Annotated in this window: 25 protein-coding genes; 21 read left to right on the top strand and 4 right to left on the bottom strand. The window is 71.0% G+C overall.

Features of this window, described 5'->3' with window-relative positions:
- Window positions 1-2: 2 nt before the first annotated feature.
- From ASF45_RS23430 to flgJ, 6 genes are read left to right on the top strand one after another with little or no spacing between them, the layout of a single operon-like run.
- A complete protein-coding gene (locus ASF45_RS23430) occupies window positions 3-719 on the top strand; it encodes a FliA/WhiG family RNA polymerase sigma factor (RefSeq protein WP_056668684.1) in 717 nt (238 codons plus the stop codon).
- Window positions 720-735: 16 nt separating this feature from the next.
- Complete coding sequence (gene motA, locus ASF45_RS23425) at window positions 736-1,638, top strand: flagellar motor stator protein MotA (RefSeq protein WP_056668681.1); 903 nt, start codon at window positions 736-738, stop codon at window positions 1,636-1,638.
- Window positions 1,635-2,639 (top strand): flagellar motor protein MotB, encoded by a 1,005-nt coding sequence (locus ASF45_RS23420; protein ID WP_056668678.1) that lies wholly within the window; start codon window positions 1,635-1,637, stop codon window positions 2,637-2,639. Before motA ends, ASF45_RS23420 begins: the two co-directional genes overlap by 4 nt.
- Before the next feature lie 36 nt (window positions 2,640-2,675).
- Entirely contained in the window at window positions 2,676-2,951 is a 276-nt protein-coding gene (flgM, locus tag ASF45_RS23415; RefSeq protein ID WP_056668675.1) for a flagellar biosynthesis anti-sigma factor FlgM, read from the top strand.
- The gene (gene flgN / locus ASF45_RS23410) at window positions 2,948-3,427 is read left to right on the top strand and encodes a flagellar export chaperone FlgN (protein ID WP_056668673.1); all 480 of its coding nucleotides are present in this window, start codon (window positions 2,948-2,950) and stop codon (window positions 3,425-3,427) included. The genes flgM and flgN overlap by 4 nt, the downstream gene beginning before the upstream one ends.
- The gene (flgJ, locus tag ASF45_RS23405) at window positions 3,414-4,250 is read left to right on the top strand and encodes a flagellar assembly peptidoglycan hydrolase FlgJ (RefSeq protein ID WP_056668671.1); all 837 of its coding nucleotides are present in this window, start codon (window positions 3,414-3,416) and stop codon (window positions 4,248-4,250) included. Before flgN ends, flgJ begins: the two co-directional genes overlap by 14 nt.
- 16 nt (window positions 4,251-4,266) lie before the next feature.
- Here flgJ and flgA read toward each other — a convergent pair whose 3' ends face one another.
- Complete coding sequence (gene flgA, locus ASF45_RS23400) at window positions 4,267-4,944, bottom strand: flagellar basal body P-ring formation chaperone FlgA (protein WP_056668669.1); 678 nt, start codon at window positions 4,942-4,944, stop codon at window positions 4,267-4,269.
- Window positions 4,945-4,986: 42 nt separating this feature from the next.
- Here flgA and flgB point away from each other — a divergent pair, with 42 nt between their 5' ends.
- Genes flgB through trmB form a run of 14 tightly spaced genes read left to right on the top strand, consistent with a single transcriptional unit; the run spans window position 4,987 to window position 16,135 of the window.
- The gene (gene flgB / locus ASF45_RS23395; protein ID WP_056668667.1) at window positions 4,987-5,349 is read left to right on the top strand and encodes a flagellar basal body rod protein FlgB; all 363 of its coding nucleotides are present in this window, start codon (window positions 4,987-4,989) and stop codon (window positions 5,347-5,349) included.
- 22 nt (window positions 5,350-5,371) lie between these two features.
- Window positions 5,372-5,791, top strand: a complete 420-nt coding sequence (flgC, locus tag ASF45_RS23390; protein ID WP_056668665.1) for a flagellar basal body rod protein FlgC — start codon at window positions 5,372-5,374, stop codon at window positions 5,789-5,791.
- A 5-nt stretch (window positions 5,792-5,796) separates the two neighbouring features.
- Window positions 5,797-6,471: a flagellar hook capping FlgD N-terminal domain-containing protein gene (locus tag ASF45_RS23385; RefSeq protein ID WP_056668663.1), complete on the top strand. Its 675-nt coding sequence runs from the start codon at window positions 5,797-5,799 to the stop codon at window positions 6,469-6,471.
- Between the two features lie 18 nt (window positions 6,472-6,489).
- The gene (locus tag ASF45_RS23380) at window positions 6,490-7,689 is read left to right on the top strand and encodes a flagellar hook protein FlgE (RefSeq protein WP_056668660.1); all 1,200 of its coding nucleotides are present in this window, start codon (window positions 6,490-6,492) and stop codon (window positions 7,687-7,689) included.
- A gap of 7 nt (window positions 7,690-7,696) precedes the next feature.
- Entirely contained in the window at window positions 7,697-8,422 is a 726-nt protein-coding gene (locus tag ASF45_RS23375) for a flagellar basal body rod protein FlgF (protein ID WP_056668658.1), read from the top strand.
- A gap of 34 nt (window positions 8,423-8,456) precedes the next feature.
- A complete protein-coding gene (gene flgG, locus ASF45_RS23370; protein ID WP_056668656.1) occupies window positions 8,457-9,245 on the top strand; it encodes a flagellar basal-body rod protein FlgG in 789 nt (262 codons plus the stop codon).
- A gap of 27 nt (window positions 9,246-9,272) precedes the next feature.
- Window positions 9,273-9,941 (top strand): flagellar basal body L-ring protein FlgH, encoded by a 669-nt coding sequence (locus tag ASF45_RS23365; RefSeq protein WP_056668653.1) that lies wholly within the window; start codon window positions 9,273-9,275, stop codon window positions 9,939-9,941.
- A 7-nt stretch (window positions 9,942-9,948) separates the two neighbouring features.
- Window positions 9,949-11,064 carry a flagellar basal body P-ring protein FlgI gene (locus ASF45_RS23360; RefSeq protein WP_056668650.1) on the top strand — a complete coding sequence of 372 codons (1,116 nt, stop codon included), beginning with the start codon at window positions 9,949-9,951 and terminating at the stop codon, window positions 11,062-11,064.
- Window positions 11,064-11,429: a hypothetical protein gene (locus ASF45_RS23355; protein ID WP_056668647.1), complete on the top strand. Its 366-nt coding sequence runs from the start codon at window positions 11,064-11,066 to the stop codon at window positions 11,427-11,429. The genes ASF45_RS23360 and ASF45_RS23355 overlap by 1 nt, the downstream gene beginning before the upstream one ends.
- Complete coding sequence (flgK, locus tag ASF45_RS23350) at window positions 11,426-12,802, top strand: flagellar hook-associated protein FlgK (RefSeq protein WP_056668644.1); 1,377 nt, start codon at window positions 11,426-11,428, stop codon at window positions 12,800-12,802. The genes ASF45_RS23355 and flgK overlap by 4 nt, the downstream gene beginning before the upstream one ends.
- A 19-nt stretch (window positions 12,803-12,821) precedes the next feature.
- Complete coding sequence (gene flgL / locus ASF45_RS23345) at window positions 12,822-13,733, top strand: flagellar hook-associated protein FlgL (RefSeq protein WP_056668641.1); 912 nt, start codon at window positions 12,822-12,824, stop codon at window positions 13,731-13,733.
- A gap of 17 nt (window positions 13,734-13,750) precedes the next feature.
- Entirely contained in the window at window positions 13,751-14,794 is a 1,044-nt protein-coding gene (locus ASF45_RS23340; protein WP_056668637.1) for a hypothetical protein, read from the top strand.
- 31 nt (window positions 14,795-14,825) lie between these two features.
- Window positions 14,826-15,365, top strand: a complete 540-nt coding sequence (locus ASF45_RS23335) for a nucleoside 2-deoxyribosyltransferase (RefSeq protein WP_056668634.1) — start codon at window positions 14,826-14,828, stop codon at window positions 15,363-15,365.
- 11 nt (window positions 15,366-15,376) lie between these two features.
- Window positions 15,377-16,135: a tRNA (guanosine(46)-N7)-methyltransferase TrmB gene (gene trmB / locus ASF45_RS23330; protein WP_056668631.1), complete on the top strand. Its 759-nt coding sequence runs from the start codon at window positions 15,377-15,379 to the stop codon at window positions 16,133-16,135.
- Between the two features lie 3 nt (window positions 16,136-16,138).
- Here trmB and ASF45_RS23325 read toward each other — a convergent pair whose 3' ends face one another.
- Window positions 16,139-16,975, bottom strand: coding sequence for an undecaprenyl-diphosphate phosphatase (locus ASF45_RS23325; protein WP_056668628.1), 837 nt, complete (start codon window positions 16,973-16,975; stop codon window positions 16,139-16,141).
- Window positions 16,976-17,123: 148 nt separating this feature from the next.
- Here ASF45_RS23325 and ASF45_RS23320 point away from each other — a divergent pair, with 148 nt between their 5' ends.
- Window positions 17,124-18,047, top strand: a complete 924-nt coding sequence (locus tag ASF45_RS23320; RefSeq protein ID WP_056668625.1) for a pseudouridine synthase — start codon at window positions 17,124-17,126, stop codon at window positions 18,045-18,047.
- On the opposite strand, the gene ASF45_RS23315 is transcribed toward ASF45_RS23320, so the two are convergent.
- Window positions 18,022-19,134 carry a transglutaminase-like domain-containing protein gene (locus ASF45_RS23315; RefSeq protein WP_056668623.1) on the bottom strand — a complete coding sequence of 371 codons (1,113 nt, stop codon included), beginning with the start codon at window positions 19,132-19,134 and terminating at the stop codon, window positions 18,022-18,024. The genes ASF45_RS23320 and ASF45_RS23315 overlap by 26 nt on opposite strands.
- 32 nt (window positions 19,135-19,166) lie before the next feature.
- Window positions 19,167-19,691 carry a TlpA disulfide reductase family protein gene (locus ASF45_RS23310; protein ID WP_056668620.1) on the bottom strand — a complete coding sequence of 175 codons (525 nt, stop codon included), beginning with the start codon at window positions 19,689-19,691 and terminating at the stop codon, window positions 19,167-19,169.
- Window positions 19,692-19,718 lie beyond the last annotated feature (27 nt).

Genomic DNA, 19,718 nt, shown 5'->3' with positions numbered 1-19,718 from the left:
GCATGGACCTGCGCGACGGATACGCCGAACTGAAGGGAGCTGCAGAGCGCGGCGCGGCTGCGCTCGAGCAACAGCAGCTGCTGGCCTGGCTGCCGCTGGTCAAGCGCATCACGCGCCAGCTCTCCTCGCAGATCGGCGGCGCCATCGACCGCGAAGACATGGAGCAGATCGGCCTCATGGGCCTGCTGGAAGCGCTGCGCCGCTACGGCGAGCCCGACGCCAAGTTCGCCGCCTTCGCGGCGCTGCGCGTGCGCGGCAGCATCCTGGACGAGCTCCGCCGCCAGGACTGGCGCCCGCGCAGCGTGCGCCAGGACAGCCACAAGCTGCGCGACGCCGAACGCGCGCTCACGCGCAGGCTCGGCCATGCGCCGAGCGAGGCCGAGCTGCAGGCCGAGCTGCACATCTCGGCCGACGAGCTGCAGGAACACCGCCTGGCCGAGAACGCCGAGCTGCTGGTCAGCTTCGACGAGATCATCGAGGAACTGCACCGCCTGCCCTCGCAAGGCCAGTCGCCCGAGGCCGCGCTGATGACCCGGCGCAGCATCGAGCAGGCGCTGGCGGTGCTGGACGCGCGCGAGCAGCGCGTGGTGCAGCTGTACTACGAATTCGACCTGAGCCTCAAGGAAATCGCCGCGGTGCTGGGCCTGACGGACGCCCGCGTGTGCCAGATCAACAAGGGCGCGCTGCGCAAGATGAAGGACTTCCTCAAGGAAGCCTGACCCGGGACCCACCACCATGCAATTCCTAGTCGGCCTGCTGATCATCGCCGTCACCGTGTTCGGGGGCTTCATGTTCCACGGCGGCCAGATGAGCGTCATCTGGCAACCGGTCGAGATCGTCATCATCTGTGGCGCCGGTGCCGGTGCGCTGGTGATCGGCAACCCCAAGCACGTGCTCGGCGAGCTGTGGCTGCAGGTCAAGCACAGCCTCGGAAAGCGGCGCGACGGCAACGAGTTCCACCGCCAGCTGCTGCTGCTCATGTACGAGCTGCTGCAGACCGCCGCCGGCGGCCTGAAGGCGCTGGACGCGCACGTCGAGGCGCCGCAGGAAAGCGACATGTTCAAGCGCTACCCGCTGGTGCTGGCCGACCCCAAGCTCTTGGCCTTCATCGTCGACAACTTCCGCCTGATGGCCATGGGCAAGATCAGCGCGCATGAGCTTGAAGGCGTGCTCGACCACGAGATCGAGGCCATCCACGAGGAGCTGAACCAGCCGCAGAAGTCGCTGCAGAAGATCGCCGAGGCCATGCCCGGCTTCGGCATCGTGGCCGCCGTGCTGGGCATCGTGATGACCATGGCCGCCATCGGCGAGGGCGCCGGCTCGGCCGAGGTCGCCGCCAAGGTGGGCGCAGCCATGGTCGGCACCTTCATCGGCATCTTCATGTGCTACTGCCTGCTCGACCCCATGTGCAACATGATGAAGCAGCTGGTGGCCGAGGAGATGTCGATGCTGGAGATCGTCAAGGTCGTCATCGTCACGCACGTGGCCGGCAAGCCGCCGCTCCTGGCCATCGACGCCGGCCGGCGCCTCGTGCAGCTCAACACCAAGCCGAGCTTCGCCAAGCTGGAGGGCTGGATCAATGCCCTGACCGGCGGCGGCGAACCCGAACCCGCCAGGCGCGCGAGCGACAGAGCATGAACACCGCCGCCGCCGGCCGCGACAAGGGCCATGCCACCATCATCAAGAAGGTGTCCAAGAAGGGGCACGACGAGGCCCATGGCGGCGCCTGGAAGGTGGCGTTCGCCGACTTCGTGCTGGCACTCATGTGCCTGTTCCTGGTGCTCTGGATCCTGGCCGCGCGCAGCTCCGAGGAGGCCGTGGCCGACCTGCGGCGTACCCAGGGCGGCAAGCTGTTCGAGGACGGCGGCAGCCTGATCGCCAAGCTCGACCAGCAGCGCGGCAGCCTGATTCCGCGCGAGCCCGTGCCCGCGCAGAGCGACACGCTGCAGCCGCGCAAGGCCTATGCCAACGGCGAAACCAACAAGGCCGGCCAGCCCAACCAGGCCCGGCCCGACCAGCCGCCCGCGCGCCGCTACGAGACCGCGGCCGACCTGCGCGAGCTGGCCGTGGTGATCACGCGCATGGCCGACGACACGGGCCTGGCCAGCAACCTGCAGAACATCATCACGCCCTACGGCCTGCGCGTGCTGCTGCACGACACCGACCGCTTCGGCATGTTCGAGCGCGGCAACGCCTACCCGACCGAGCGCTTTCGCAAGCTGCTGCGCCAGCTCGGCCCGGTGTTCGCGCAGGTCGAGAACCAGATGCTGATCGTGGGCCACACCGATTCCACGCCCTTCGCCGGCGTGGAGACCTACCCCGGCGCGCTGTCGAACTGGTCGCTGGCCAACAACCGCGCCATGGCGGCGCGCTTCCACATGATGGCCGGCGGCATGCCGACCACCAGCGTGCTGCAGGTCGTCGGCATGGCCGACCGCGCGCCGCTGGACCTCTCCCGTTCCGACGCCGACGTGAACCGCCGCATCGAGCTGCTGGTGCTGACCACCGAGCATGCCCAGGCCATCCGCGCCATGTTCGGTCCGCCCGCGGGCAGCACGCTGTTCGTGCCGGGCGCCGACGCGGTGATTCCCGAACGCAGCGCGCTGCAGGCCCTGCGCGAGCGCCTGGGCGCGCGTTGAGGAACGGCCATGGAAACCAGAACCCGAGGATTGCGCATGAAGATCACCAGCTCCGGCACGCCCGCCACCCCGGCCGTCGGCCCGGCCAGCGCCGCGCCCGCGCCCGCTGCACCGCACGGTGCCGTGGCCAGCAGCGGTGCGTCGGCCACCGGCGCGCTGCTGGCCGCCGCACGCGCGCAACTGCAACAGATGCCCGAGATCGATGCCGCCCGCGTGGCCGAGATCCGTGCCGCGCTGGAGCGCGGCGAGCTCGGCTTCGACGCCGGCAAGCTCGCCCAGCTCATCGAGCGCTACCACGGGAGCCGTGGATGACGACGCCCGCTGCGGCAGCGCACGCCCCCGCCACGCCGGCCGGCGCGGCCCGCCTGCCGCGTCCGGCCATGGAGCGGCTGCTGCGCGATGTGCAGGCCGACCTGGCCGACTACGCCGAACTGCGCGCGCTGCTGGACCAGCAATTCGCCGGCGCACTGCGCCACGACGCCCTGGCCATGGAGCCGCTGGCCGAGGCCCTCGTCGCCGTCGTCGACCGGCTCGATGCGCGCCGCCTGTTCCGCGACGGCCTGCTGGCGCGGCTGAGCGGTGGTTCCGCGCCCAGCGTGCCGGCCCTGCTGGCCCAGTGGCCCGCCGCGCAGCGCGCGGCCGTGCAGGCCCTGTGGGACCGGCTGGAGCAGGCCGTGCAGGACTGCAAGGCCCTGAACCTGCGCAACGCCCGCCTGCTGACCGAGCAGCACCAGCTGCTCACCCGCGTGCTGCACGGCACCGAGGACCCGCTCTATGCAGACGCCTGACTTCGCCTCCGGCACGGCGCTGCGCGCGCTGGCACCGACCGCGCCCACCGCACCGGCCCCGTCCTGGGCCGCCGGTGGCAACGCCGTGCAAGCAGCCAGCTTCGCCAACGCCATGCGCAGCGCCCAGGCGGAGATCACCGATCTCGTGCGCCACGGCTGGAGCCAGAGCGAGCTGCCCGCACTGGGCACCGAGGGCCTGCTGCGCCGCGCGGCCGCACTGCAGGCCGCCGCGGTGGACGGCGCCCAGGGCCAGGCCCTGCCCCTGCTGACGCCGGCACTGGCCCGCACCCCGGCACGGGCTGCCGGCCCTGGCGCGGCGTCGCTGGCGGCTGGCCAGGCCGTGCCGGCGGCGGCGCAACAGGACTTTTTGCAGGCGATCGGCCCCTGGGCGCGCGAGGCCGGTGCCGCACTGGGCGTGGCGCCCGAGCTGGTGGCCGCGCATGCCGCGCTGGAATCGGGCTGGGGCCGGCGCCCGCTGCGCGGGACCGATGGCGGCGACAGCCACAACCTGTTCGGCATCAAGGCCAGCGGCGGCTGGCGCGGTGCCAGCGTGCAGGCACTGACCACCGAGTACGAAGGCGGCGAGGCCCAGAAGACCACCGAAGCCTTCCGCGCCTACCCCAACCATGCCAGTGCCTTCCGCGACTACGCCCAGCTGCTGCAGAACAGCCCGCGCTACCAGGACGCGCTGAACACGGGCAGCGATGCCGCGGCCTTCGCCCAAGGCCTGGCGCGTGGCGGCTACGCCACCGACCCCGACTACGCGGACAAGCTTGCGCGCGTGGCGCGCCAGGTGCGCGCGCGCAGCGCTGTCGGCGAGTGACGCAGGCCCCAAGGCATCAGGACCCGCCCATGTTCTCCGGCTCGACCAGCCCCTCCTCCAGCACCCTGGCACGGATCACCTTGCCGGTGGTGGTGTTGCGCACGCGCACGACCTGGCGCGGCCTGCCGTTCTCCAGCGCCTCGCCAGCCGCGCTGACCTCCACGCCGCCGTTGCGTGCGCGGATGGTCACGCTGTCGCCGCGCTTGACCAGCACGGGCGCCGACAGCCAGCGCGCATGCAGCGCCTGCCCGGTGCGCAGCGTGCGGCTGCTGGACTGGGCGATGGCGTCCTCGGGCAGGTTGACGGCGCCGGCCAGGTCGGTCAGCTTGCGCCGCTCGACGGCCAGGTCCTCGGCCTGCAGCGCGCGGTTGGCCGGCACGTCGCGCGCGGCCACCACGACCAGCGCCGAGACCGCCGCGCGCACCACCCATTCGCGCTGCCAGCCCTCGTTGCCGGGACAGACCACGGCAAAGCGCATGCGCGCGATGGAGCGCGTCTCCAGCGCGTCCACCGTGAGCGGTTCGGCACAGGGCGGCAAGGGCTGCGGCAACCGGGCCACGGCCTTGACCTCGAACACGGGCTCGGCCAGGGCGCGCTGGTCGGCCTGCTCGGCGAGCCAGTCGCGCGCGGCCTGCTCGACCAGGTCTTCCACACGCGCCGGCACGGTGGCCAGTGCCACCAGCGGCAGGGCCACGGCCAGACCAAACGACCAGATGGATCGACGAAAGGGGATGTGATGGGACTTCAATTCGACAAGGCCCTGGGCCTGCATGCGGACGCCTTGCGGCTACGCGCGGATCGTACCAAGGTCCTCGCTTCGAACCTGGCCAACGAGAGCACGCCGGGCTACCAGGCGCGCGACGTCGACTTCGCGCAGGCGCTCAGCCGCGCCAGCGGCGACGACCCGTTCGCCGTGCTGGACAGCGGCGCACCCGAGCTGATGTACCGGCTGCCGCAGCACGCATCGCAGGACGGCAACACGGTGGAGCTCGGTGTCGAGCAGGCCGCGTTCTCGCAGAACGCGGCCGATTTCGCGACCAGCCTGCGCTTCGTGGACATGAAGCTCAAGGGCCTGGCCAAGGCCATTTCGGGCCAGTGACCCGGACAGTGAGGAGCACCCCATGAGTTTTCGCGCCATCGCCCAGATCGCCGGTTCCGCCATGTCGGCGCAGACCGTGCGGCTGAACACCATCTCCAGCAACCTGGCCAATGCGCAGAGCGCCGCCGGCACCGAGGCCGACGGCTACCGCGCGCGCAAGCCGGTGTTCGCGGCCATCGCCCAGCTCGGCCAGGGCGCCCAGTCGGCCGGTAGCCGCGTGCAGGTGCTGGACGTGGTGGAGAGCCCCGAGCCGCTGCGCCGCGTGCACGAACCGGACCACCCGCTGGCCAACGCCGACGGCGATGTCTTCTATTCCAACGTCAACTCGGTGGCCGAGATGACCGACATGCTGTCGGCCTCGCGCGCCTTCGAGACCAATGTCGAGGTGCTGAGCCGCGTCAAGTCGATGCAGGCCTCTCTGCTGCGCCTCGGAGAAAGCTGAACACCATGGTCACCACCGTCAACAACCAGACCACCAGCGGCAGCTCGGCCAGTGCCGGCCTGCCCAGCATCGCCTCCGCGCTGGGCGGCGACATCTCCGACCTGTTCGTCAAGCTGCTGGTCGCGCAGATCCGCAACCAGAACCCCCTGGAGCCGACCGACCCGGCCGCCTTCGTGGGCCAGCTCTCGCAGCTGAGCCAGGTCGAGGCGCTGCGCCTCTTGGCCGACCAGGGCACGGCCAGCGCCAGTGCCATGGCCAGCATGCAGGTGATCTCGCTGGGCTCGCAGGTCGGCACCGATGTCACGGTGCAGACCAGCCAGGTGCAGCTGGACAAGGAACCGGTGCAGGTCGACTTCACGCTGTCCAGCCCCAGCACCAAGACCACGCTGGTGCTGACCGGCACCGGCGGCGTCAAGCACAGCATCGAACTGGGCACCAAGCCCATCGGCGCCGTCTCCACCGCGGTCGACCCGGTCGCACTGGGCCTGGCACCCGGCAGCTACACGCTGAGCGTGGAGACCAGCACCAAGGAGGCGCCCGCCACCAGCGTCACCGGCCTGCTGGGCAACGTGCAGATCGGCAGCAACGGCGCCGCCATGGTGCAGGTCGCCGGTGTCGGCCAGGTCCCCGCTTCGTCCCTCGTCGGCTTCCACGGCCGCCCCACCACCCCGATCAACTGAAGTCCTGAGGAGAACGCCATGAGCTTCGAAATCGCACTGTCCGGCATCAATGCCATCAACACCTCGCTGGACTCGATCAGCAACAACATCGCCAATGCGGGCACCTACGGCTTCAAGTCCACGCGCGCCAACTTCGCCTCGCTCTACGCGGGCAGCCAGCCGGCCGGCGCGCAGATCAACTCGCTGACGCAGAGCATCGACATCGGCGGCGGCGCCATGACCACCGGCCGCGGGCTGGACGCCATGGTGCAGGGCCGCGGCTTCTTCGTGACCAAGGAATCCAGCGGCGTGGAGGTCTACACCCGCGTGGGCATCTTCGGCACCGACCAGGACGGCTACCTGGTGGACGCCTCCAACCGCCGCGTGCAGGGCTATGCCGTGATGCGCGATGCCAACGGCGTGCCGGTGGACGGCGCCGGCCTGGGTGCCATGGGCGACCTGCAGGTGCCCAGCGGCCAGGTGGCGGCCCTGGCCACCTCGCGCATGCAGTACGTGAGCAACCTGTCGTCCGACTGGGTGGCGCCCACGGCCGCCTTCGACCCCACCAACCCGCTGACCTACAACAGCTCGGACGTCTCGGTGGTCTACGACTCGCTGGGCAGCCAGCACACCGTCACGCAGTACTTCGTGAAGACCGCGACCAACCAGGTGACGGTGCACTACACCTTCGATGGCGTGGCCAACGGCACGCCGCAGGCGCTGAATTTCGGCCCCGGCGGCCAGCTCGCCACCGTGCCGGCCGTGACGCTGACGGCCACGCCGGCCGGCGCCACGCCCATGAGCATCGCGCTGGACTACACCGGCACCACGCAGTACGCGGGCGATTCACGCCCCTCGGTCAACGCGCCCAACGGCTACGCCTCGGGCACGCGCGTGAACGTCACGCTGTCCGAGGACGGCTCGGTCATCGCCGAGTACAGCAATGGCCAGAAGCAGAAGGTCGGCACCGTGGCGCTGGCCACCTTCCCGAACGAGCAGGCCCTGCAGGCCATCAGCGACACCAGCTGGACCACCACCTCGAACTCCGGCACGCCGCTGTACGCCACGCCGGGCACCGGCATGGCCGGCGAGCTGACCGTGGGCGCGATCGAGCAGTCCAACGTGGACATGACCTCCGAGCTCGTGAACCTGATGACCTCGCAACGCAACTACCAGGCCAACACCAAGGTGATCTCGACCGCCGACGACATGATGCAGTCGCTCATGCAAGCCGTCTGAGGCCGCGATGGACGCGCTGATCTACTCCGCCATGGCCGGGGCCGAGCGTGCGCTCAAGGCCCAGCAGGTGCGCGCCAACAATCTGGCCAATGCCGGCACCACGGGTTTCCGTGCCGACATGGAGACCGCCGCGCACCAGGCCGTGCAGGGCTACGGCTACGACGCGCGCCACATGGCGCGCATCGACGCCGACGCGGTGCAGACACGCAGCGGCACGCTGACGCCCACGGGCCGCGAACTCGATGCCGCCATCGTCGGCGAGGGCCTGTTCGCGGTGGCCTATGGCGACGGCGAGGCCTACACGCGCGCTGGCGCCTTCACGCTCGACGCCGAAGGCCTGCTGCGGCTGGACGGCCGCGCCGTGCTCGGCGAGGGCGGCCCCATCGTGCTGCCGGCCACCAACCACATCGAGATCGCCGCCGACGGCACGGTGCTGGTGCTGCCAGAGGGCACGCAGGAGATGCAGGTCATCGACAGGCTCAAGCTGGTCAAGCCCGAGCCCGGCGCGCTGCGCAAGAACGAGGTCGGCCTGCTGGTCGGCCGCGACGGCGGGCCGCTGGAACCCAGCGAGGAGGTGCAGGTGCGCGGCGGCTACCTGGAAGGCAGCAACGTCTCGCCCATCGAGGAGATGGTCGCGACGCTGCAGATCAACCGCGATTTCGAGATGCAGATGAAGCTGTTCAAGGCCGCCGACGAGATGGCGGCCAACGGCAACCGGCTGCTGCGCGAGTGACGCGCGGCAACCCCGAACGACAAGGAGAAACGACATGAATCCCGCACTGTGGGTGAGCAAGACAGGCGTGCAGGCCCAGGACGCCAAGCTGCAGGCCATCGCCAACAACCTGGCCAACGTGAACACCGTGGGCTACAAGCGCGACCGCGTGGTGTTCGAGGACCTGTTCTACACCGTGGAGCAGCAGCCCGGCGCACAGATGGCCGCCAACCGCAATGCCGACGGCGGCGTGCAGCTGGGCAACGGCACGCGCGTGGCCGGCACGCAGAAGGTGTTCACGGCGGGCAGCCTGCAGACCACCGGCCGCGAACTGGACGTGGCCATCATCGGCAACGGTTTCCTGCAGGTGGAGCTGCCCAGCGGCGAGACCGCCTACACGCGCGCCGGCCAGCTCGGCCTGTCGCTGGAAGGCCGGTTGACCAATGCGCAGGGCCTGCCGATCAACCCGCAGATCACGGTGCCGGCCAACGCCACGGGCATCACCATCGGCGAGAACGGCATCGTCTCGGCCATGGTGGGCACGGCCACCACGCCGACCGAGCTGGGCCAGCTGACCATGGTGACCTTCGTCAACCCGACGGGCCTCCTGGCCATCGGCGACAACCTGTACCAGCAGACCCAGTCCAGCGGCGAGCCGGCCGAGGGCAACCCGGGCGAGGACGGCCGCGGCAAGCTCAAGCAGGGCGCGCTGGAGGGCTCCAACGTGCAGGTGGCCGAGGAGATGGTGGACATGATCGCGGCCCAGCGCACCTACGAGATGAACACCAAGGTGCTGTCCGCCGCCGACAACATGCTGCAGAACCTGGCGCAGGTGGCGAGGTAAGCCCCGGGTGGATTGCGGAGGTCCGAAATGAACAAGTCGCCCCGGTCGTTCCTGCTGGTGTTGGCCGCCGTGCTGCTGGCCGGCTGCGAGACCCTGCCGCCCATCCCCAAGGCCGCGGCCCAGCCCGAGGAGCCGCTGATCATCGTCGCCGCGCCGCGCCGCGGCGTGTCCGGCGGCGTGCTGCCCATGGACACCGTGACCGCGCTGACGTCCGACAGCCGCGCCTTCCGCGCCGGCGACGTGCTGACCGTGGTGCTGCAGGAGACCACCCAGGCCAGCAAGCGCAGCGGCGTGACCAGCGACAAGAACAGCAGCACCTCGATCACGCCCTTCCTGTTCCGCGGCCGCAGCCTGAAGACCGACATCGGCATCGACGCGCAGCGCAGCTCGGACGCGGGCAACACCGCCACGCAGCAGAACGCGCTGCAGGGCGCGATCACCGTGGTCGTCACCGAGGTGCTGCCCAATGGTCTCCTGGCCATCCGCGGCGAGAAGAGCCTCACGCTGAACCTGGGCGAGGAGTTCATCCGCGTGACGGGCTTCGCGCGCGTGGCCGACATCGACACCGACAACCGGCTGTCGTCCCAGCGCATCGCCAATGCGCGCATCACCTACTCGGGCCGCGGCACGCTCGCGGAAAGCCAGCGCCAGGGCTGGCTGACCGCCTTCTTCAACAGCCCCTGGATGCCGTTCTGAGGCCACCATGCGCAAGATCTCCCTCTCCTTCTGCGCCGCGGCGGCCCTGCTGCTGGCCGCCCTGCCCGCCCCGGCCCTGGCCGCGGCCCAGGCCCTGCGCAACCTGGCCCATGTCGAGGGCGTGCGCGAGAACCAGCTGATCGGCTATGGCCTCGTGGTCGGCCTGCACGGCTCGGGCGACAGCACCCAGGTCAAGTCGGCCGGGCAGTCGATCAACAACATGCTCAAGCAGTTCGACCTCAAGATGCCCGAGCGTGTCGAGGCCAAGAGCAAGAACACTGCCACGGTGATGGTCAGCGCGAGCTTTCCGCCGGGCTACCGCAAGGGCCAGACCATCGACGTGACGGTGTCCTCGCTGGGCGACGCCAAGAGCCTGCGCGGCGGCACGCTGCTGCTGACGCCGCTGCGCGCGGCCAACGGCGAGGTCTATGCGCTGGCCCAGGGCAACGTGGTGATCGGCGGCCTGTCGGCCCAGGGGGCCAGCGGCTCCAGCGTGACCGTGAACACCCCGACGGGCGGGCGCATCCCCAACGGCGCCAGCATCGAGCGCGAGATCGAGACCGACTTCGACACCGCGCCCAACGTGCGCCTGTCGCTGCGCCGGCCCAACTTCGAGACCGCCACCAACATCGTCAACACCATCAACCGCAGCTTCGGCAGCGTGGCCAGCACGCGCGACGCGACCACGGTGGAGGTGCAGGCGCCGATGAACCCCACCCAGCGCGTGGCCTTCGTGGCCCAGCTGCAGGCCTTGCGCGTGGACGTGGGCCTGGAGACGCCGCGCGTGGTATTCAACTCGCGCACCGGCACCGTGGTGATCGCCGAGGGCGTGACGGTGCGGCCGGCGGCGGTCTCGCACGGCGCACTCAAGGTGGTCATCAGCGAGAACCCGCGCGTGAGCCAGCCCCAGCCCTTCAGCCAGGGGCAGACCGTGGTCACGCCGCAGTCGCAGGTGCAGGTCGAGCAGGGCAACGGCCGCATGTTCGCCTGGCCGGCCGGCGCCAAGCTGCAGACCATCATCGACACCGTGAACAGCATCGGCGCCTCGCCCGACGACATCATGGCCATCCTGCAGGCGCTGGACCAGGCCGGTGCCATCGATGGCGAACTCGTTGTGATCTGATGCAGACCTCCCCGATCTCCAACAGTGCTCTGGGCGCCACACCCGAGGACGCCGTGCGCGCCCGCATCGAGGATGCCGCGCTGAAGTTCGAAGGCATGTTCATCCAGCAGATGCTGAAGACCATGCGCGCGGGCACCGGCGCGCTGGCCGGCGAGGACGGCTTGCTGCGGCAGGATCCGGACAACCCGCTGCTGGGCCTGGCGGACCAGCTCATGGCCGACCAGCTGGCCGGCCAGCGTGCCTTCGGCATCGCCGACATGCTGCTGCGCCAGCTGTATCCGGCCAAGCCGCTTAAGCCGGCCGCCGATGGCGCCGCCTTGTCTGTACAGATGCCCCAGACGAATCCGCCGGAACCCCAGCCATGAGCATGATCAACAACGCGCTGTCGGGCGCCATGGCGGCCCAGGCCGCCCTGGCCGCCACCAGCCAGAACATCGCCAACCTGCAGACGCCGGGCTACACGCGCCAGGGCATCTTGCTGCGCGCCGCCGCGCCCACGGGCGGCATGTCGCCCGGCAACGGTGTGCAGACGCCGCAGCTGATCCGCTTCGCCGACGCCTACAAGAGCCAGCAGCTCTGGGAATCGGCCTCCACCCAGGGCCGGCACGCGGCCGTGCAGGGCTACCTGACCCAGCTCGAGCAGGTCATGGGCGACGACGTGTCGACCATCAACGCCGGGCTGGACGGCTTCTATGCGGCGCTGAACGCGGCCAGCGTGGAGCCGACCTCGGCCCCGCTGCGCCAGCAGGTGATCGCCTCGGCCGAAGCGCTGACGGTGCGCTTCAACAGCATGAACCAGGTGCTGGCCAACCAGCGCACGGCCATCACGCAGCAGCGCTCGGCGGTGCTGGACCAGGTCAACGTGCTGTCGGCCGAGGTCTCCACGCTGAACGGCAAGATCGCCAGCGCCGGGGCCGCGGGTGCCAACCCGTCGGCCCTGATCGACGAGCGCGACAACCGCATCGACGAACTGGCCGCGCTGGTCGGCGTCAACGTGGTCGACCAGGCCGACGGCTCGCGCAGCGTGGCGCTGAAGAACGGCACACCGCTGGTGGTGGGCACCACGGTCGGCAAGCTCGAGGCGGCCGCGCCGCTAGCCGACGGCACGCCCGCGCTGACGGTGCGCTTCGCCAAGGAGGTCTTCACGATCGCCAGCCGCAACATGGGCGGCCAGCTCGGCGGTCTGGACGACTACCAGGCCAAGACGCTGCAGCCGCTCACGCAGTCGATCAGCGACATGGCGACCGGCCTGACCACGCTGTTCAACAACCAGCTGGCCGCCGGCTACGGCCTGGACGGCACGCCCGGCAAGCCGCTGTTCCAGCTCGACACCTCCAGCGTCTCGGCGCTGCTGACGATCACGCCGGGAATCACCGCCCAGGACCTGGGCTTCTCCAGCGATCCGACCAAGCCGGGGGACAGCGCCAACCTGCTGGCCCTGATCGGCCTGAAGGACCAGTCGGTGCCGATCGCCTCGCTGGGCACGGTGCAGCTCGGCGACGCCTACACGCAGCTCGTCAGCAACCTGGGCACGACCAGCCAGCAGAACAAGGCCGCATTGAGCGTGGCGGACACGGTGCGCTCCTATGCCAAGGCCAACTGGGCTTCCACCAGCGGCGTCAACGAAGACGAGGAGGCCGTGAACCTGGTGCAGTACCAACAGATGTACCAGGCCAACATGAAGGTCTTCAGCACGGCCAACACGCTGTTCGAGGCGACACTCGCCATCCTCCGATAGCCTTCCTGATCGGCCCACCATGCGCGTCGCCACCAGCCAATACCACATGACCATGAGCCAGACGCTGGCCAGCGCCCAGGCGCGGCTGGAGCAGGTCATGCAGCAGATGTCCACCGGCCAGCGCCTGCTGCTGCCCTCGGACGACCCGGTCACTACCGTGCGCCTGTCGCGCATGGAGCGCGAGCAGGCCGCGTTGTCGCAGTACCGTGACAACATCGGCGCGCTGTCGGTGCGCCTCACGCAGAACGAGACGGCGCTGGACAGCAGCCTGAAGGACATGCAGCAGGTGCGCGACCTGATGGTCTGGGCCAGCGACGGCGCCAACACCGGCGACGACCTGAACGCCATGGCCGGCGCGCTCGTGAGCCTGCGCGACAGTCTGTACTACACGGCCAACAGCCGCGACCAGGAAGGCCGCTACCTGTTCTCGGGCACGCTGAGCACCACGGCCACCATCGCACTGGACAGCACGGCCGCGGCCGGCAGCCGCTACAGCTTCAGCGGCAACGAAGAAAAGCAGCAGGTGGTGGTGGGCAACAACATCACCCAGTCGGCCAATGTGAGCCTGCCCGAGATGGCGGCCCTGCTGAACCGGCTGGATCTGGCGGTGGCGCAGCTGCAGACCCCTGGCGTGAACAACAACGACCCGGCCGTGCGCGCGGTGCTCGAGGACGCGCTGAACGGCACGGACGAGGCCATGGCCTCGGTCAGCGCCAGGATCGCCGGCCTGGGCGGCGCGCAGAACATCCTGTCCACGCTGGACGAGACCCATGGCAACGTCGGCCTGGCGGCCGACCAGGCCAAGATCACGCTGAGCCAGCTCGACTACGGCGAGGCGGCGATCCGGCTGACCGGCTACCAGACGGCGCTGCAGGCCACGCAGAAGGCCTATGTGCGCGTGGCCACCCTGTCGCTGTTCTCGCAACTGTGAAGGCCGGCTGAGCAACGATGCAGATCACTCCCCTGCGTCCCGGCGGCCTTGGGCTGGACCGGTCGCATGCGTCCGACAGCGTGGCAGCCGTGCCACGCACGGGCGAGACGCCGGCCGCCGCGCCAGCACCGGCCCCGTCGGCACTGCCGGTGGTGCATGCCGGCCTGCGTGGCCTGGACGCCCAGCGCAACCAGCGGGTGGCCGGCGCCCAGCAAGCCCTGGCCTACCTGGACCGGCTGGCCCCGCGGCTGCGCAACCTGCAGAGCGACCTCTCCCGCGCGGCGGCCGGCCAGCCCGTGCCGGCCGACCGGCTGGAAAGCCAGCGCGCGCGCCTGGACCAGCTCTGGGCCGAGCGCGCCACGGCGGCCGGCACGGCGCTGGACCCGCAGCTGAACTTCAGCGCCGAGCAGCCCGCCCGGCGCAGCTTCTCGGTGCGCGGGCTGGACCAGCCACCGCAGGCGCGCGAGACGTTGACGCTGGCGCTCGGCCTGCCTTCGGCAGCCCGGCCCGCCGTGCGCGTGCAGCTCGATCCCGAAGCCACGCCGCAGGCGCGTGCCGATGCCTTCGCCCAGGCGCTCGCGCCGCTGGGCCTGCAGGCCCGGGCCGATGCGGGCGGCGGCCTGCGCTTCTCGGTCGCCGAACCGCGCTGGCCGCAGGTGCGCGATGGCCTGGCCCTGCAGGGCGAAGGCCGCCAGTTCGCGTCCGGCCGGCTGCACCGCGTGGCGGCCGATCCGCAACCGGACGTGCTGACGCCGGCGCAATGGACGCTGCAGGACGAGGGCGGTGCCCGCCAGGCCTTGCAGCAACTCGGCACGGCCTTGCAGCGCACCGAGGCGGCGCGCGAAGGCGCGCGCACCGTGCTCGACGAGGACCGCGCGGCCCTGGCCGACGCCGCCCCCGCACGGGACGCGGCCTGGGCCCAGGATTTCGGTACCGCGTTCGCCGCGCGCCTGCGCGGCGAGACCGGCCCGCGCGACAGCTACAGCCGGCAGGCCACGCTGGGCGCGGCGCTGTGGGGACTGGGGCGCCAGCGCGTCGAACGCCTGCTGGACGCTGGCTGAACCCGACCGAGCGCGCAGCGACAATGCGCGGATGCCTCCAGACACCCTGCCCCGCATCTACCTCGCCGGCCCGGACGTGTTCCGGCCCGACAGCGCGCAGGTGTTCGCACGGCTCAAGGCCGCCTGCGCGCGCCTGGGCCTGGCCGGCCTGGAGCCGGCGGACGACGCGGCGCCCGGCACGGCGGCGCTGCAGGGCGACGCACTGGCCCAGCGCATCTACGAAGGCAATGTCGCGCGCATCCGGGCGGCCGACGGCGTGCTCGCCAACCTGGCCGATTTCCGCGGGCTGGAGCCCGATTCGGGCACAGTGTTCGAGGTCGGCTACGCGATCGCGCTGGGCAAGCCCGTCGCGGCCTACGGCGTGCCGCCGGGCAGCTACGCGGCGCGCGTGGGCGCGGCCCGCGACTGCGCACCCGATGGCCAGGGCGTGCTGCGCGAGCGGGGCGACGGGACCATGGTCGAAGGGCTGGGCCAGCGGCTCAATCTGATGTTGGCCCGCTCGGTCGGCCTGGCCGATTCGCCAGAGGATGCGTTGCGGCTGCTGGCCGAGCGGCTGGGCCTGCGCACATAGAATCCCGCCGCGTGAACACGCCCTCTTCCCCACCCGGCGAAACGCCGGACCAGGCCACCGGCCTCGCCCCTTCCGACGTCGCCCATCCGCGCGCCATCCGCAGCTTCGTCAAGCGCGCCGGCCGCACCACGCTGGGCCAGGCCAAGGCCATGGCCGATCTCGGTCCGCGCTTCGTGCTGCCCTACAGCGTCGCGCCGCTGAACCTGGCCGAAGCCTTCGGCCGCGCTGCGCCCACGGTGCTGGAGATCGGCTTCGGCATGGGCGATGCCACGGCCCACATCGCCGAACTGCTGCCCGAGACCAATTTCCTGTGCTGCGAGGTGCACGAGCCCGGCGTGGGCGCGTTGCTCAAGCAGATCGGCGAACGTGGCCTCTCGAACATCCGCATCCTCGCGCACGACGCCGTGGAGGTGCTGGACCACATGCTGCCGGCCTGGGACGCGCAGCAGAATCCGCAGGGCCTGGCCGGCATCCACATCTTCTTTCCCGATCCCTGGCACAAGTCGCGCCACCACAAGCGCCGCCTGATCCAGCCGCCCTTCGTGGCACGGCTGGCACAGCGCCTGGCGCCGGGCGGCTACCTGCACTGCGCGACCGACTGGGAGCCCTATGCGCAGCAGATGCTGCAGGTGCTCTCCGGCGAGCCGCTGCTGGCCAACACGGCGGCGGATTTCGCGCCGCGGCCGCACTACCGGCCCGACACCAAGTTCGAGCGCCGCGGCCTCAAGCTGGGGCACGGCGTCTGGGACCTGGTGTTCCGGCGCCGCTGAAGCTCACAGGGGCTGCAGCACACCCATTCCCAGCGCCACGAACACGGCGATGCCCAACAGCACACGGTAGTAGACGAAAGGCATGTAGCTGCGCGTGGACACCAGCTTCAGGAAGCCCACGATCACGGCATAGCCGACGAAGAAGGCGATCACCGTGGCCAGCAGCGTCTGGCCGCCGCCCACGGTGTTCTCCGTGCCCCAGGTCTTGTAGAGCTGGTAGAAGCCCGACAGCAGCACGGCGGGGATGGCCAGCAGGAACGAGTAGCGCGCCGCCGCCTCGCGCGTGTAACCGAGGATCAGGCCCATGGTGATGGTGCCGCCCGAGCGCGAGACGCCCGGGATCAGCGCCATGGCCTGGGCGAAGCCGAACAGGATGCCGTGGCCCCAGGTCAGCCGGTCGAGCGTGCGCTGCTTGCGGCCCAGGCGGTCGGCCACGGCCAGCACCAGCGCGAACACGATCAGCATGGTGGCCGTGATGTACAGGTTGCGCAGCGAGCCCTCGATCGCGTTCTTGAACAGCAGGCCCAGCACGGCGATGGGCGCGGTGCCCAGGATCACGAGCCAGCCCATGCGGGCGTCCGGGTCCATCGGCCGGCCGCGCTGCGTGAGCGAGGCCCACCAGGCCAGGAAGATGCGCACGATGTCGTGGCGGAAGAACAGCAGCACGGCGGCCTCGGTGCCGATCTGCGTGATCGCCGTGAAGGCCGCGCCCGGGTCGCCGCCCGAGGGCAGCAGCGGACCGAAGATGCGCAGGTGCGCGCTCGAGGACACCGGCAGGAACTCGGTGAGGCCCTGGATCAGCCCGAGGACGGCGGCCTCGCCCCAACCCACCGAACTCATCGCGCAGCTCCCTGGGTCGTGACGGTGGACGATGGCGATGCGGAGCTGTGCAGGTGCATGGGATGTTGGGGCTGTGAAAAGGCCGGCCGATGATAGCGGCCCAGGGTTTCCACCAAGAGGCATGACAGCTCAGCGACAATTCCGCGCCATGCCCGCCCCCACCCCGCCTGCCCTGCCCCTGCGCGGCGGCGTGGCGGCCAGCGCCGTCGGCCTGCCGGCGGGCCCCTGGGCGACCTGGCTGGACTTCTTCACCGAGCGCTTTCCCCATGTGCCGCGCGACGAGTGGCAGGCGCGCCTGCGCGGTGGCGACATCTGGGATGCGCAGGGCCGGCCGCTGTCGCCGGACGCGCCCTACCGTGCGCACGGCAAGGCCTGGTACTACCGCAGCCTGCACGACGAGCCGCGCGTGCCGTTCGAGGCCGCCATCCTGTCCATGGACGCGCACCTGCTGGTGGCCGACAAGCCGCACTTCCTGGCCGTGACGCCAGGCGGGCGCTACCTGCACGAAACCTTGCTGGCGCGTCTGCGACGCGAGACGGGGCTGGTGGATTTGCAGCCGCTGCACCGCATCGACCGCGAGACGGCCGGCGTGGTGCTGTTCAGCATCCGCCGCCAGGACCGCGACGCCTACCACGCGCTGTTCCGCGAGCGGGTGGTCGAGAAGGACTACGAGGCGGTTGCGCCGCTGCGGGCCGGCCTGGCGCTGCCCTGCACGCGCGAGAGCCGCATCGTGCAGGGCACGCCGTTCTTTCGACAGTGCGAGGTGGAGGGCGAACCGAACGCCAGCACGCGGCTGGCGCTGGTGGACCAGGCCGGCGGCTGGGGCCGTTACCGGCTCGCGCCGCGCACGGGCCAGCGCCACCAGCTGCGCGTGCACATGGCGGCGCTGGGCATCCCGATCCGCGGCGATGCGTTCTACCCCGAGGTGACACGCGGGCCCGACGAGGACGACGACCACGCGCAGCCGCTGCAGCTGCTGGCGCGGGGCATCGCGTTCAGCGATCCGGTGACGGGCCAGCGGCGGCGCTTCGAGAGCGAGCGCCGGCTCAGCTGGTGGTCTCGCGCGCCGTGATCTGGTACTTGAAGTCGTCCGGCGCGTAGGGATCGAACCGGCCCTGGGCGTTCTCGGCCATCGGATACATGAAGAAGCCCAGCGGCTCGCCGCGCGCGCCCGGCAGCTGCAGGTCGTGTGCGGTGTTGTAGGCCATCCAGTTGCCTTCCCAGCCGCCGAACAGGGCGCGGTTGACCGGTGCGACCACGGGGTCCTGCACGGTCTTGATCCACGCGGGTGTCTCCAGGCGCATGACTTTCGCGACATCGGCCGGGTCCATCGCCACCCAGCCGTGACCGGCCAGATGGACCTCGGCACGGCAGTGCTGCGCGCCCTTGAGGCTGGCCGGGTTGCCGCCGAGCTCCTTGTAGCCGAAGGCCGAGGGCGCCAGCCGCAGGCCGTAGACGTCGCGCGCCGGCACGCCGACGGCGCGGCACAGGCCCACGAACAGCGCGTTGAGGTCGGCGCACTTGCCGCCCAGGTCGCCCGTCTCCAGCAAGGTGGCGATGTCGCCCTCGCCGCAGCCGCGCACCTTGGGCTCGCGGTAGGTGTTGGCCACGACCCAGTCGTAGATGGCGCGGGCCTTCTGCGCATCGGTGCGGGCGCCCTGCGTGGCCTTCAGCGCGGTCTCGCGCACGATGCCGTCGGTGGGCAGCAGCGCCGTGGCACGCGTGTAGAAGCGCAGCGTGTCGGCCGATTCGGTGGCGCCCGTGCGGCGCGACCAGTCGACCGCGCGGTTCTGCGTGGCCACGCGGCTCGTGACCTCGGCGAAGGGCTGGGCCTGGCCCGGCGCGAACTCCACCGCCAGCATGCGCGCACCTTCGCGGCCATCCTCGGTGAGGCGGGCCTGGCCATTGCTCGCAAACCCGTGCGTCAGCGTGCGTTGCCAGCCGGTGTCGAGCGAGGGCAGCGGGATCCAGACCTTGGTCACTCCCTGCAACGGCGCGAGGTCCACGCGCGTGGTGACCTCGAAGCTGCGCCAGCCCTGGGGCTGGGGGTCGAAACGGCGGGCTGCCGGCACGGCCTGCGTCTGGGCGAAAACGGGGGCGGCGGTGGCAGCTGCGGCGGCAGTGCAATGGGCGAGGAACTGGCGGCGGCTGGCCGGCATGGCGGTGCTTTCCTGAAGGCGAAGGGCGCGCATTATCGGCCCGGCGTGGCAAACAGGCCCTGCACGAGGCGCTCGGCCTCGGCACCGGTCCAATCCAGCTCGCCGCGCAGCCGCTGGCGCGCGCGGCCGTCCGGCGCGATCAGCAGCGTGGAGGGAAACACCTTGACGGCGCAGGCCCGCGCGATCGCGCCGTCGCGGTCCAGCAGCACCGGCAGACGCAGGCCGGTGCGCTGCACGAAGCGCGCGACCGTGGCCGGCGCCTCCTTGAAGTTGAGCGCCAGCACAGCCAGTTGCTCGGGGCCGTACAGGTCGGCCAGCACCTGCAGCGTGGGCATCTCGGCGCGGCAGGGCTCGCACCAGCTGGCCCAGAAGTTCAGCAGCACGGCCCGGCCGCGCAGATCGGCCAGCCGCCACGGCCGGCCCTGCAGGTCCAGCGCCTCGATGGCGGGCAAAGCCTGGCCGGCGGGCCAGTCCGTGACGGCATGCTGGGCGTGGGAAGAGCCGGCCGCCAGCCACGCCACCGGTGCCAGCGAGCGCAGCAGGGTGCGGCGGTCCATGGGCCGCGATTGTCGGCCATGTCGCAC

This window comes from Pseudorhodoferax sp. Leaf265, from assembly GCF_001422365.1.
In the GTDB taxonomy this organism is placed as follows: domain Bacteria; phylum Pseudomonadota; class Gammaproteobacteria; order Burkholderiales; family Burkholderiaceae_C; genus Pseudorhodoferax.
The sequence above is the reverse complement of the archived record's forward strand: the minus strand, read 5'-3'. Positions and strand labels throughout refer to the sequence as shown.